The following is a 12,929-nucleotide window of genomic DNA, read 5'->3' as shown; positions in this document are numbered from 1 at the left end:
GCCGATAAAATTAGTGAAGCGTAACGTGCTTTTCGCTCATGGCGTTAACTTGTGATTTTAGTAGCTCTGATGCCGGATCGTCTGGGCATTGGTCAATAAAGTACTGAAAATCAGACACGGCTACCTGATGGCAATCCAACTGCTGGAAGATAAAACCACGGTCACGAATCTCGTATGGGTCATCAGGTACAAACGTCAACGCAAGATTGGTACAGCGCAGCGCCAATGTGTAACGCTCTTCACGTAGCATGGCGCTCTTAATCAACGCCAACCAACGACCAATCACAGTCGGGTTGTCCGCTTCTTCAAAGTGTTCTGGCTTTAATGTTGCCAGCGGGCCTTCTTGACCAATCAACCAAGCTTGGAGGATTTTCTCACCGACATACTCACCGTTAAACGGGTTAATGTAGTCTGGTGTTTTGTGCATCCAATCCACTTTGATCAAAAACTGAGTCGGGAATGTCACCCCTTTCATCGGGAAGCCAAGACGATTGCCCAAGTAAAGCAAGATGGCACCAAGACTGACCGGAATGCCTTTTTTGCGCTCCAACACCTTGTCGATGAAGCTGTTGTCAGAGATAAAATACTCTTGCTCGTCGCCTTTAAAGCCCCACTCATAAAAGAATAAGCGCAGAAACGATTCGAAACGTTGTTCTTCATCCGTCTCGTGAACCAAGGTAGCTTCCGCTTCTTTATAAAGACGTTCTAGTTCCAGTTTTGCCCAATGGACATTGGTGTCTGGATTGATGGAGTGGTTTAGCTCTAACGCGCCTTCCACCAACGCCATGTTGTCAAAATCTTCGTCAAAAAACTCAAGCATGAAGATTACCCAAATAGGTTTGGATTTTTAGATACTGCAATATTGGCGGCCATGACTAACCAGCCTAGAGCGCCAAAGAAGGCAAAAATTCTCAGCAACTTGTTTTTCGCCATTTTCAGAGCGAAGAAACCAAGAGCGATGTACGCAAGCACACAAGTGATCTTGTTGGTTAGCCAAGGTGCAGCATCCGTAAATGGAATGAAGCCGGTCACCATAATTAGGCCGATACCTGACAACAATAGTGCCGTATCAACAATATGTGGGATAACTTTCAAGAAGCGATTGTTGCGCTTTGGAGAATCCATCATCAACAATACAAATCGGATCGATAGCAGCGTCGCGCTCAATGCGATCGTTACTAAGTGAATGTGTTTTAGAGCTACGTACATTTTCTTTCTCTTTTATAAGTTACTGCTGACTTGCTCGTTATTATTGCGGTTTGTAACAACCGAGCGTCACTCGATCGTTATCACCATAGTCTTTTTCCGTAACGACTTGTTCAAAACCAAAGTGCGTCATGATCTCACGAACGGCTTCGCCCTGATCATAACCATGCTCGAACGCTAACCATCCACCCTCTTGCAAATATTGGCGCGCAAGATCAGAGATATGACGAATATCCGCTAGACCATTCTCATCGGCAACCAGCGCCGATTTTGGTTCAAAGCGCACATCTCCTTGAGAGAGGTGTGGGTCTTTTTCGTCGATGTACGGTGGGTTGGAGACAATTAAAGCAAACTTTGTTCCGCTGGCAATAGGTTCGAACCAACTACCTTGATCAAACGTCACATTTTTGATGTTTAATTGCGACGCATTGTGCTCAGCCAGCTCTTTCGCCTCTTGCTTAAGATCGATACCCATCACTTGGCGATTTGGCATTTCAGACGCCAATGCTAAAGCTATCGCGCCAGTTCCTGTGCCAAGGTCTAAGATCGGTCCCGTTTGTCCGAAAGTCTTATCTAATGCGACTTCAACCAAACGTTCAGTATCTGGTCTTGGGATCAATGTAGATGGCGAGACTTTAAGAGGTAAAGACCAAAACTCACGTTCACCAATGATGTAAGCCACGGGTTCACCAGCGATGCGTCGTGCCAATAGTGCATCAAATTGAGCTTGTTGCTCGGTTTCTAATGCTCTTTCTGGCCAGGTCAGTAGGTAGGTTCGTGGTTTGCCAAGGACATGGCAAAGAAGGACAGCTGCATCGAGAGAAGGCGACTCTTTGCCGCCTTCTGTCAGAATTGCCGTCGCACTTTTCAGTGCTTGCTCAATAGATTGAACTTGGCTCATCGATTAGCCATTCTCAGCTAGCGCCGCTAGTTGGTCTGCTTGGTGCTCTTGAACTACTGGATCGATCAGGCTTTGTAGATCACCTTCCATCACTTCGTTCAAACGGTAGATGGTTAGGTTGATACGGTGATCAGAAACACGACCTTGTGGGTAGTTGTAAGTACGGATGCGGTCACTACGGTCACCAGAACCTAGTAGGTTACGACGTGTGTCAGACACTTCTGCCGCACGACGCTCTTGCTCCGCTTGAACGATACGAGCAGCAAGTACTGCCATCGCTTTCGCTTTGTTCTTATGCTGTGAACGCTCGTCTTGACACTCAACGACTGTACCAGTTGGTAAGTGAGTAATACGGATTGCAGAATCCGTGGTGTTAACGTGCTGACCACCCGCGCCAGATGCACGGAAAGTATCGATTTTCAGGTCTGCAGCTTTGATTTCTGGCAGATCCGCTTCTGGGATTTCCGCCATAACCGCTACGGTACACGCTGAAGTATGAACACGACCTTGAGATTCTGTAGCAGGAACACGTTGTACACGGTGACCGCCTGACTCAAACTTCAATACGCCGTATGCACCGTCGCCGCTCACTTTCGCGATCATCTCTTTGTAACCGCCGTGCTCTGCTTCGTTAGAAGACATCACTTCGATACGCCAACCACGCTTCTCTGCGTATTTGCTGTACATGCGGAACAAGTCACCCGCGAAGATGCCTGCTTCATCACCGCCTGCACCTGCACGGATTTCAAGGAAACAGTTACGGTCATCGTTTGGATCTTTTGGAAGAAGAAGAATTTGTAGCTCATCAGTCAGACGCTCGATCGCATCTTTTGCTTCTTTGATTTCTTCCTGCGCCATTTCACGCATTTCTTCGTCGTCTTCGTTAGCCATATCTTCAGCAGCGATGAGGTCATCTTGCGCTTGTTGATACGCTTGGAAGCAATTAGTAACTTCTTCTAGCTGAGAGTACTCTTTTGATAGAGCGCGGAATTTATCCTGATTTCCAATTACATCAGGATCACCAAGAAGATGTTGAACTTCTTCGTAACGTTCTACTAGCGTTTCTAGCTTAGTCAGAATAGAGGCTTTCATAGTGTCGTTTTCTTAATAAAAAGCGTGAGTTACAGATCATCCAAACCAAGGGTCTGGCGGATAACCGTTAATTTTGCTGGTTCGCCCTGCTCGGCCGCGCTTTGCAGCGCACGAGTTGGAGCGTGAATCAGTTTGTTGGTGAGTTTATTACTAAGCTCGCGCAGCACTTTTTCTGGGTCTGCGCCCGTTGCCAATGATTGTAGGCTCTTACTTAGCAAATCTTCACGAATTTCGTTGGCCGATTTACGATAATCACGAATACTGTCCACCGCTTGGAGTGAACGTAGCCACGTCATAAATGCCGCGCTTTCTTCGCTTACGATCGCTTCTGCTTGAATCGCTTCTACTTTACGTTGTTCAATGTTGCTATCGATGATCGACTGCAAGTCATCCACCGAGTACAAGTAAGCATCATTCAATTCACTGACCTGCGCTTCCACATCACGTGGTACCGCAATATCCACCAAGAGCATCGGCTGGTGACGACGTTTCTTCAACGCAGTCTCAACCATCCCCTTACCAATAATAGGCAGTGGGCTCGCCGTTGAGCTGATCACGATGTCTGCTCTCGGTAAATGGTCCGGAATTTCATTCAAGCTGATCACTTCTGCCCCAAATTGCTCCGCTAACACAAGAGCACGCTCTCGAGTACGGTTAGCAACAATCATCTTAGTACAGCCGTTCGACGCCAAGTGCTTCGCCACCAATTCGATGGTTTCACCTGCGCCAACCAACAATACTGTTGAGTCAGACAGTGATTCAAAGATGTGTTTCGCCAGTGTACATGCAGCATAAGCTACCGACACGGCGTTACCACCAATATCAGTTTCTGTTCGAACACGTTTTGCGACTGAGAAAGTCTTTTGGAACAACTTATCAATCGACGCATCCACCGCCTGATGATCTCGGGAATCAGAAAACGCTTGTTTTACCTGACCCAAAATCTGAGGCTCACCTAGTACCAGTGAATCAAGGCCGCAAGAAACACGCATCAAGTGCTTAATCGCCGCTTGCTCTTCATGGACATAAAGGCTGGGCATCAAGTCTTCTTGATTAACTTGATGGAACTGGGCTAGCCAGTCGATAAGCTTATTTCGCGCTCCTTGCTTCACGTCGCAGTACACTTCGGTACGGTTACAGGTAGAAACAATCACACTGCCATTTACGGCTTCATGGTCTCTGAGTTGCTCAAGTGCTGGGCCCAATTTATCGGGTCCGAACGCCACTTTCTCTCGCAAGTCAACAGACGCTGTATTGTGATTGATTCCAATAGCAAGCAAGGACATCTAACGTGGTATCTCTGAGATCGGTTATAAAATAGGTTCAGAATTTTACTGTAAGCACGCATTTATTGAAAGGGTAAGCCGGATTTGTTTTCCTTCGCTCGGCTTTTCAATGCTATAGTTGTGAGCGATTACCGATGAAACTGATTAATAAGCCATCAAACATGACCTTACGCTCCTTTCTCATCTTGCTCTTATCGAGCCTAGTACTCGCGGGTTGTAGTTCTGTTCCTGAAAGTGTCACCAGCGTAGAGTGGCAAGCGCACGAACAGCGACTGGAAACCATTGATAACTTTCAAGCTACAGGCAAACTTGGCTACATTGGCCCTGATCAAAGACAAAGCCTGAACTTTTTCTGGAAGCACTCTTCCGCCTTAAGCCAATTGCGCTTAACCACTCTGCTTGGTCAAACCGCATTAAAGCTCACGATTACCCCGCAAGGCGCGACGGTCGAAACGTACGATGATCAAGTACTCTCTGCCCGTGATGCTAACCAACTCATTTTCCGTTTGACCGGTTTGATGATGCCAGTCGACCACATGCCAGATTGGCTACTCGGCTTGCCAACCGATGCAGACTCTTTCCAGCTTTCACCAACCAATACATTACAAGCCCTCGATAAACAGATCGGCCAGAATGATTGGAACATCGCGTATCAACGCTATGGTGACATTGAATGGCATCAACAGACATTGCCTCTACCAAGCAAGTTAAAGCTGAGCACAGCAGACGTAAAAATTAATTTAGTGATCACAAAATGGAACATCACCCAATGATCGATATTTCAACCCGCTGGCCATCTCCGGCGAAATTGAATCTCTTTCTTTATATTAATGGCCGAACTAAAAACGGCTACCACGAGCTACAAACCTTATTCCAATTCGTCGATCACGGCGATGAACTCACCATTCAAGCGAACGACTCTGGTGAGATCACCATTTCACCTGAGATTGAAGGTGTTCCTCTAAAAGACAACTTGATCTGGAAAGCTGCCACGGCGTTGCAACGCTACGCAAATTGCTCATACGGTGCCCATATTGATCTTCATAAGATCTTACCGATGGGCGGTGGCATTGGTGGCGGTTCTTCAAATGCGGCAACAGCGCTGGTTGCACTGAACTACCTATGGCAAACCCACTTAAGTGATGATGAATTAGCCGAAATCGGCCTTGCGCTTGGTGCGGATGTACCCGTTTTTGTTCGCGGCTTTGCGGCGTTTGCGGAAGGTGTTGGCGAGAAACTTTCTCCGGCTCATCCAGATGAGAAATGGTATTTGGTTGTTCGCCCAAATGTTTCCATTGCAACCGCCGACATATTCGGTCATCCAGATCTGACCCGAAATACGCCAAAACGCGATTTAGAAACGCTTTTAAACGCGCCAAGCGTAAACGATTGCGAAAAAATTGTACGAATGCTCTACCCAGAGGTTGATAAGCAACTTTCATGGCTGCTACAATACGCGCCGTCAAGATTGACGGGGACAGGATCTTGCGTTTTTGCTGAATTTTCGAGCAAAACCGAAGCGGAAACTATCCTTGCACAACTCTCTGATAAAGTCTCGGCATTTGTCGCTCAAGGGCGCAATGTTTCGCCACTGAAAGAGACTTTGGCTGAATACCAATCAGCCTCACACCGACCTATTTAAAACTGGACGCAAACCCGAGGTTTCCACCGTGCCTGATATGAAGCTATTTGCTGGTAACGCAACACCTGAACTAGCCCAACGTATTGCTGATCGTCTTTACATCTCTCTAGGTGATGCATCTGTTTCTCGCTTTTCTGATGGCGAAGTTGCAGTTCAAATCAACGAGAATGTTCGTGGTAGCGATGTTTTTATCATTCAATCCACTTGTGCACCGACTAACGACAACCTAATGGAACTGGTTGTTATGATTGATGCAATGCGCCGTGCTTCAGCAGGCCGTATCACTGCAGTTATTCCTTACTTCGGCTACGCTCGCCAAGATCGTCGTGTACGTTCTTCTCGTGTGCCAATTACTGCAAAAGTTGTTGCTGATTTCCTATCTAACGTTGGTGTTGACCGCGTTCTGACTATCGACCTACACGCAGAGCAAATCCAAGGCTTCTTCGATGTACCAGTTGATAACATCTTCGGTACGCCAGTACTTCTAGAAGACATGCAATCTCGTGGTCTAGAAAACCCAGTAGTGGTTTCTCCTGACCTAGGTGGCGTTGTTCGTGCTCGTGCAACCGCAAAAGCGCTAGGCGATATCGACATCGCTATCGTTGACAAGCGTCGTCCACGTGCAAACGTTTCTGAAGTAATGAACCTAATCGGTGACGTTGAAGGTCGTGACTGTGTGATCGTTGATGACATGATCGATACAGGTGGCACACTATGTAAAGCAGCTGAAGCGCTAAAAGAACGCGGTGCTAAGCGTGTATTCGCTTACGCAACTCACGCTGTTTTCTCTGGTAACGCTGCAGACAACATCAAGAACTCAGTTCTTGACCAAGTTATCGTAACTGACTCTATCTCTCTATCTAAAGAGATGGCTGCAACTGGCAAAGTAACTACACTAAGCCTATCGCGCATGCTAGCTGAAGCGATTCGTCGTATCAGCAACGAAGAGTCAATCTCTGCAATGTTCAACTAATACGAACATTTCAGTTAGACTGATTTTAAAAGCACCCCTCTTTGGGGTGTTTTTTTATTTGTATCGATAGGCAGAAAATCCCTTGGTCGCCCACTGTGAGAATTCTGTGCTATCATACTGCGCTTTTTGAGATTCCAGAGAGATCCTAACCTTGACTCAACCAATCAAACTTCTTGTTGGTCTTGCTAATCCGGGACCAGAATACGCCAAAACTCGCCACAATGCGGGCGCTTGGGTTGTAGAAGAATTAGCTCGCGTTCACAACGTTACCCTGAAGAACGAACCAAAGTTCTTTGGCCTAACAGGACGCATTTTGGTCAATGGCCAGGATCTCCGTTTGCTAATCCCAACCACCTTCATGAACCTATCTGGCAAGGCGATCGCAGCACTCGCGAAGTTTTACCAAATTAAGCCAGAAGAGATCATGGTTGCTCATGACGAGCTAGACTTACCGCCAGGTGTCGCTAAGTTTAAGAAAGGTGGCGGTCACGGTGGCCATAATGGTCTGCGTGACACGATTAGCAAACTGGGCAATAACAAAGATTTTTATCGTCTTCGTATCGGCATCGGCCATCCGGGACACAAAGATAAAGTGGCAGGTTTTGTACTAGGCAAAGCTCCAGCAAAAGAGCAAGAGCTACTAGACGCCGCAGCTGACGAATCAGTGCGCTGTCTAGATATCCTAATTAAGGATGGTCTATCAAAAGCACAAAATCGCCTCCACACGTTCAAAGCTGAATAAGGTTACTATCATGGGTTTTAAATGTGGCATCGTTGGTCTTCCTAACGTTGGTAAATCAACTCTGTTTAACGCACTAACTAAAGCGGGTATTGAAGCAGCAAACTTCCCGTTCTGTACCATTGAACCAAACACTGGTGTGGTTCCTGTGCCAGATCTACGTCTAGATGCTCTAGCAAAGATCGTTAACCCACAGAAAGTTCTGCCTACTACAATGGAATTCGTAGACATCGCTGGTCTAGTTGCAGGTGCATCTCGCGGTGAAGGTCTAGGTAACAAATTCCTAGCGAACATCCGTGAAACTGACGCAATCGGCCACGTTGTACGTTGTTTCGAAAACGACAACATCGTTCACGTTGCAGGTAAAGTATCTCCAATCGAAGATATTGAAGTTATCAACCTTGAGCTAGCAATGGCTGACCTTGATTCTTGTGAGCGCGCGATTCAGCGTAACGCTAAGAAAGCAAAAGGCGGCGATAAAGACGCAAAATTCGAACTGACGGTTCTAGAAAAACTGCTTCCTATCCTAACGGAAGGTGGCATGGCGCGTACTGTTGAGCTTACGAAAGAAGAACTAGCAGCAATTGGCTACCTAAACTTCCTGACGCTAAAACCAACTATGTACATCGCTAACGTGAACGAAGATGGTTTTGAAGACAACGCGTACCTAGACGCAGTACGTGAGTTTGCAGCAAAAGAAAACAACGTTGTTGTTCCTGTATGTGCAGCGATCGAATCAGAGATGGCTGAGCTAGAAGACGACGAGCGTGAAGAGTTCCTAGCTGACCTTGGTATCGAAGAACCAGGTCTAAACCGTGTTATCCGCGCGGGTTACGAACTGCTAAACCTACAAACTTACTTCACAGCTGGCGTGAAAGAAGTTCGTGCATGGACAATCCCTGTTGGTGCAACTGCGCCAAAAGCAGCAGCGAAGATCCACACTGACTTTGAAAAAGGCTTCATCCGTGCAGAAGTTGTTGGTTACGACGATTTCATCCAATGCAACGGTGAAAGCGGTGCGAAAGATGCAGGTAAATGGCGTCTAGAAGGTAAAGAATACATCGTTAAGGATGGCGATGTTGTACACTTCCGCTTCAACGTATAATTAAGTGAATGAATTTTAAACACTTCATTTACATAAAAAGCCAGCCGTAGTGCTGGCTTTTTTTATACCTTTCATAAACAACAGAAAATAAACTCCCTCACTCCAAGCCAATTTATTTCCAGTTTTAGATCATAAACGCGCCTCTTTGTTTAAAAAGGAAGCGAACGATGGATTTTGCGGGATTTATTGAAAAAAACTGTTGACGGATCTCACTCAACTTCGCATAATGCGCGCCGTTCCCGACAACAAGGCAACTTAGCGACGAGAACGAAAAATATGGTATTGGCTACGTAGCTCAGCTGGTTAGAGCACATCACTCATAATGATGGGGTCACAGGTTCGAATCCCGTCGTAGCCACCATTCCTAAACATTCTTTTATTAGAATAGTTAGGAATAGATGCGGTCGTGGCGGAATTGGTAGACGCACCAGATTTAGGTTCTGGCGCCGCAAGGTGTGAGAGTTCAAGTCTCTCCGACCGCACCATGTTTTAAGTAGTAGAAATACTACTGCCTGCAGGTCTATCGCCAAGCGGTAAGGCAGCGGCTTTTGATGCCGCCATTCCCTGGTTCGAATCCAGGTAGACCTGCCATTATTCCAAAGTGAGATTCCTTTAAGAAAAAGGGTTGTCACTTAGAGCGTGAAGGTTTATATTGTCTCGCTCAAAAAGATGGCTACGTAGCTCAGCTGGTTAGAGCACATCACTCATAATGATGGGGTCACAGGTTCGAATCCCGTCGTAGCCACCATTCTTTCTTTAATGAAAGAAAAAATTCAACGATTAGTTTTTACCAATTAACTAATGGTTAATAGATTTCAAGATGCGGTCGTGGCGGAATTGGTAGACGCACCAGATTTAGGTTCTGGCGCCGCAAGGTGTGAGAGTTCAAGTCTCTCCGACCGCACCATATATTTATTGCCTGCAGGTCTATCGCCAAGCGGTAAGGCAGCGGCTTTTGATGCCGCCATTCCCTGGTTCGAATCCAGGTAGACCTGCCACTATTTTAATTATTGAGTTTACTCAGTAGTTATGCGGTCGTGGCGGAATTGGTAGACGCACCAGATTTAGGTTCTGGCGCCGCAAGGTGTGAGAGTTCAAGTCTCTCCGACCGCACCATAATTAAAGTCTCTTTTATTAGAGCAATGTAGGGCTATCGCCAAGCGGTAAGGCAGCGGCTTTTGATGCCGCCATTCCCTGGTTCGAATCCAGGTAGCCCTGCCATATTTTCCCTTTAAAGGGACGTTATTGAGTTTTTACCAATTCTCTCGATAACAACAATTAAGACGCGGTCGTGGCGGAATTGGTAGACGCACCAGATTTAGGTTCTGGCGCCGCAAGGTGTGAGAGTTCAAGTCTCTCCGACCGCACCATCTTAATTAAAAGAATACATATGTTGTTAAAACATATTGTTGGCTACGTAGCTCAGCTGGTTAGAGCACATCACTCATAATGATGGGGTCACAGGTTCGAATCCCGTCGTAGCCACCATTTATTTTATTGTCTAGGTTTTACCAATTTCCTAGATGATTTAGAAAAGTCGCGGTCGTGGCGGAATTGGTAGACGCACCAGATTTAGGTTCTGGCGCCGCAAGGTGTGAGAGTTCAAGTCTCTCCGACCGCACCATACTTTTCTAATTTGATATGTCTTTTGACTATCACCCGTAGGTCTATCGCCAAGCGGTAAGGCAGCGGCTTTTGATGCCGCCATTCCCTGGTTCGAATCCAGGTAGACCTGCCATTATTCTCCCTTTAAAGGGACGTTATTGAGGTTTTACCAATTCTCTCGATAACAACAATTAAGATGCGGTCGTGGCGGAATTGGTAGACGCACCAGATTTAGGTTCTGGCGCCGCGAGGTGTGAGAGTTCAAGTCTCTCCGACCGCACCATCTTAATTAAAAACATATTGTTGGCTACGTAGCTCAGCTGGTTAGAGCACATCACTCATAATGATGGGGTCACAGGTTCGAATCCCGTCGTAGCCACCATTTATTCCGATAAATAGTTTATACTTAAGACTATTGATCAGAAGCGTTAAAGCGCGGTCGTGGCGGAATTGGTAGACGCACCAGATTTAGGTTCTGGCGCCGCAAGGTGTGAGAGTTCAAGTCTCTCCGACCGCACCATAACTTTCCTTAAATGGAAAGCACTTAGCTGAAAGACTAAGACCTGTAGGGCTATCGCCAAGCGGTAAGGCAGCGGCTTTTGATGCCGCCATTCCCTGGTTCGAATCCAGGTAGCCCTGCCATTACAAAACGTTGTTAAGGTTATACCAATCACCTTAGTAACTAAAAAACACGATGCGGTCGTGGCGGAATTGGTAGACGCACCAGATTTAGGTTCTGGCGCCGCAAGGTGTGAGAGTTCAAGTCTCTCCGACCGCACCATACTTTCCTTAAATGGAAAGCACTTAGTTGAAAGACTAAGACCTGTAGGGCTATCGCCAAGCGGTAAGGCAGCGGCTTTTGATGCCGCCATTCCCTGGTTCGAATCCAGGTAGCCCTGCCATTACAAAACGTTGTTAAGGTTATACCAATTACCTTAGTGACTAAAAAATACGATGCGGTCGTGGCGGAATTGGTAGACGCACCAGATTTAGGTTCTGGCGCCGCAAGGTGTGAGAGTTCAAGTCTCTCCGACCGCACCATGATTGAAAAACCCAGCATTAATTTGCTGGGTTTTTTCTTTTTTCCGATTCTGGACTCGGTAGATCTCTGATTTATCGAATTAAAAAAGCGAGCTCATGGCTCGCTTTTTTTCTATCTATTACTTTTCTACCTGACGCTTAAGGGTATCCAGACTTACATACCCAATGCGTACTTCAATACTTGCGCTTTAATCGGCCCTGAGTTTTCCGCCAACTTTAATGCTGCATTACGAGCGAACTTCAATGGGCCCAAATCATTACTAAAGCCTTTGTAGAACACATCCATGCCCGTTTGCATTAACAAGTTATCTGGTCGACGCGCGCGCTCATACTTGGCAAGTAATGCATCATTAAGTTGCTCTTGCTGATCCGTCACTGAAAGCAGGACATCAACATCTTTGAAGCCAAGGTTCACGCCTTGCCCAGCAAGTGGGTTAATTGTATGTGCAGAATCGCCCACTAACACGCAATTCTTGTTTGAATAACTTTGAGCGTGACGGCGAGTCAGTGGGAATGAACCAAACTGTAAAACGTCGATATCACCTAGTTCAGCAGGGAAATGACGTAGGATCTCTTCTTTTAGCTGAGGTTTGGTCATCGCGCACAATTGCTTAATGCGTTTTGGCGAGTCATACCACACCAGCGAGCCCTGCCCTACTTCTTTGCCATCTTCAGTTAATGAGCATAATGGCAAGAAAGAGCGTGGACCTGACGGAGTAAATTGCTGCCAAGTGATGTCTTGTTGAGGAAGTTCGGTTTTCACGTTGATCAGCATACAGTGTTGACGGTAATCCCATGCGGTTACGCCAATACCCGCCAATTGACGAACTTTTGAGTTCGCGCCATCGGCACCAACCACCCAACTCGCTTCAAACTGCTCGCCGCTTTCTAGCGTTACACGGTTTACCTCGGCAAATTCGATGTCTTTCAATCGCTCTGGGCACATCACCGTTAAGTTGTCGTATTGTGCGAAAATTTGCCAAAGGCCTAGTTGGATTAGGCGGTTTTCAACAATGTATCCTAACTGCTCCAATGAGAGTTCATCAGAGTGAAAACGAGTACGGCACTCTGGGTGCTCCCACGTTTCCAAACGGCGATAAGGACACACTCGCATGCTCTCAATTGCTGACCATGCACCTAATGAATCAAGTAGCTTCACTGACTGATGAGAAATCGCAGAAACGCGAATATCCAACGCTTGAGAAGCCTCAAACGCCTTTGGCTCAGCACCTTCTACCACTACAACGCTTCTGCCTTGCTTGGCAAAGCCAACAGCCACCGCTGCCCCGACCATGCCGCCACCGATTACGGCGATGTCATACTTGTTCATTTTTTGCTC

The 12,929-nt window shown here is 46.7% G+C and carries 11 protein-coding genes and 19 tRNA genes; 24 read left to right on the top strand and 6 right to left on the bottom strand.

Annotated features, from left to right (window positions below):
• Positions 1-10: 10 nt before the first annotated feature.
• From H735_RS02815 to hemA, 5 genes are read right to left on the bottom strand one after another with little or no spacing between them, the layout of a single operon-like run.
• Positions 11-820 (bottom strand): SirB1 family protein, encoded by an 810-nt coding sequence (locus H735_RS02815; protein ID WP_020198208.1) that lies wholly within the window; start codon positions 818-820, stop codon positions 11-13.
• Positions 821-825: 5 nt separating this feature from the next.
• Entirely contained in the window at positions 826-1,209 is a 384-nt protein-coding gene (locus tag H735_RS02810) for a SirB2 family protein (protein ID WP_005438606.1), read from the bottom strand.
• 40 nt (positions 1,210-1,249) lie between these two features.
• On the bottom strand, positions 1,250-2,107 hold the full coding sequence (gene prmC / locus H735_RS02805) for a peptide chain release factor N(5)-glutamine methyltransferase (protein WP_020198207.1): 858 nt from the start codon (positions 2,105-2,107) through the stop codon (positions 1,250-1,252).
• Between the two features lie 3 nt (positions 2,108-2,110).
• Positions 2,111-3,199 carry a peptide chain release factor 1 gene (gene prfA, locus H735_RS02800; protein ID WP_005438604.1) on the bottom strand — a complete coding sequence of 363 codons (1,089 nt, stop codon included), beginning with the start codon at positions 3,197-3,199 and terminating at the stop codon, positions 2,111-2,113.
• A 29-nt stretch (positions 3,200-3,228) separates the two neighbouring features.
• Complete coding sequence (hemA, locus tag H735_RS02795) at positions 3,229-4,485, bottom strand: glutamyl-tRNA reductase (protein WP_005438602.1); 1,257 nt, start codon at positions 4,483-4,485, stop codon at positions 3,229-3,231.
• 134 nt (positions 4,486-4,619) lie between these two features.
• On the opposite strand from hemA, the gene lolB reads away from it, so the two are divergent.
• The 24 genes from lolB to H735_RS02675 all read left to right on the top strand — a co-directional run bounded on the left by lolB (position 4,620) and on the right by H735_RS02675 (position 11,590).
• Positions 4,620-5,258 (top strand): lipoprotein insertase outer membrane protein LolB, encoded by a 639-nt coding sequence (lolB, locus tag H735_RS02790; protein WP_020198206.1) that lies wholly within the window; start codon positions 4,620-4,622, stop codon positions 5,256-5,258.
• Complete coding sequence (gene ispE / locus H735_RS02785; RefSeq protein ID WP_020198205.1) at positions 5,255-6,127, top strand: 4-(cytidine 5'-diphospho)-2-C-methyl-D-erythritol kinase; 873 nt, start codon at positions 5,255-5,257, stop codon at positions 6,125-6,127. Before lolB ends, ispE begins: the two co-directional genes overlap by 4 nt.
• 28 nt (positions 6,128-6,155) lie before the next feature.
• The gene (locus H735_RS02780; RefSeq protein WP_010446481.1) at positions 6,156-7,100 is read left to right on the top strand and encodes a ribose-phosphate pyrophosphokinase; all 945 of its coding nucleotides are present in this window, start codon (positions 6,156-6,158) and stop codon (positions 7,098-7,100) included.
• 151 nt (positions 7,101-7,251) lie between these two features.
• Entirely contained in the window at positions 7,252-7,842 is a 591-nt protein-coding gene (gene pth, locus H735_RS02775) for an aminoacyl-tRNA hydrolase (RefSeq protein ID WP_020198204.1), read from the top strand.
• Between the two features lie 10 nt (positions 7,843-7,852).
• Positions 7,853-8,944, top strand: a complete 1,092-nt coding sequence (gene ychF, locus H735_RS02770; protein ID WP_009705656.1) for a redox-regulated ATPase YchF — start codon at positions 7,853-7,855, stop codon at positions 8,942-8,944.
• Between the two features lie 284 nt (positions 8,945-9,228).
• A tRNA-Met gene (locus H735_RS02765) sits at positions 9,229-9,305 on the top strand.
• Positions 9,306-9,344: 39 nt separating this feature from the next.
• Positions 9,345-9,429 (top strand) — tRNA-Leu (locus H735_RS02760).
• Between the two features lie 31 nt (positions 9,430-9,460).
• Positions 9,461-9,535: transfer RNA gene (locus H735_RS02755), tRNA-Gln, on the top strand.
• 80 nt (positions 9,536-9,615) lie between these two features.
• Positions 9,616-9,692: transfer RNA gene (locus H735_RS02750), tRNA-Met, on the top strand.
• 74 nt (positions 9,693-9,766) lie between these two features.
• Positions 9,767-9,851: transfer RNA gene (locus H735_RS02745), tRNA-Leu, on the top strand.
• 16 nt (positions 9,852-9,867) lie between these two features.
• Positions 9,868-9,942 (top strand) — tRNA-Gln (locus H735_RS02740).
• Positions 9,943-9,975: 33 nt separating this feature from the next.
• Positions 9,976-10,060, top strand: a tRNA-Leu gene (locus H735_RS02735).
• Between the two features lie 30 nt (positions 10,061-10,090).
• Positions 10,091-10,165 (top strand) — tRNA-Gln (locus tag H735_RS02730).
• A gap of 64 nt (positions 10,166-10,229) precedes the next feature.
• A tRNA-Leu gene (locus tag H735_RS02725) sits at positions 10,230-10,314 on the top strand.
• Between the two features lie 41 nt (positions 10,315-10,355).
• Positions 10,356-10,432: transfer RNA gene (locus H735_RS02720), tRNA-Met, on the top strand.
• Positions 10,433-10,483: 51 nt separating this feature from the next.
• Positions 10,484-10,568 (top strand) — tRNA-Leu (locus tag H735_RS02715).
• A 39-nt stretch (positions 10,569-10,607) separates the two neighbouring features.
• Positions 10,608-10,682, top strand: a tRNA-Gln gene (locus H735_RS02710).
• A gap of 65 nt (positions 10,683-10,747) precedes the next feature.
• Positions 10,748-10,832: transfer RNA gene (locus H735_RS02705), tRNA-Leu, on the top strand.
• A gap of 22 nt (positions 10,833-10,854) precedes the next feature.
• Positions 10,855-10,931 (top strand) — tRNA-Met (locus H735_RS02700).
• A gap of 53 nt (positions 10,932-10,984) precedes the next feature.
• Positions 10,985-11,069: transfer RNA gene (locus tag H735_RS02695), tRNA-Leu, on the top strand.
• A gap of 47 nt (positions 11,070-11,116) precedes the next feature.
• Positions 11,117-11,191: transfer RNA gene (locus H735_RS02690), tRNA-Gln, on the top strand.
• Between the two features lie 54 nt (positions 11,192-11,245).
• Positions 11,246-11,330, top strand: a tRNA-Leu gene (locus tag H735_RS02685).
• A gap of 46 nt (positions 11,331-11,376) precedes the next feature.
• A tRNA-Gln gene (locus H735_RS02680) sits at positions 11,377-11,451 on the top strand.
• Positions 11,452-11,505: 54 nt separating this feature from the next.
• Positions 11,506-11,590 (top strand) — tRNA-Leu (locus H735_RS02675).
• A 154-nt stretch (positions 11,591-11,744) separates the two neighbouring features.
• Here the strand turns inward: H735_RS02675 and H735_RS02670 are convergent.
• Complete coding sequence (locus tag H735_RS02670) at positions 11,745-12,920, bottom strand: 2-octaprenyl-3-methyl-6-methoxy-1,4-benzoquinol hydroxylase (RefSeq protein ID WP_020196483.1); 1,176 nt, start codon at positions 12,918-12,920, stop codon at positions 11,745-11,747.
• Positions 12,921-12,929: the final 9 nt, after the last annotated feature.

This window comes from Vibrio owensii CAIM 1854 = LMG 25443 (genome assembly GCF_000817815.1).
GTDB classification, from domain to species: domain Bacteria; phylum Pseudomonadota; class Gammaproteobacteria; order Enterobacterales; family Vibrionaceae; genus Vibrio; species Vibrio owensii.
The sequence above is the reverse complement of the archived record's forward strand: the minus strand, read 5'-3'. Positions and strand labels throughout refer to the sequence as shown.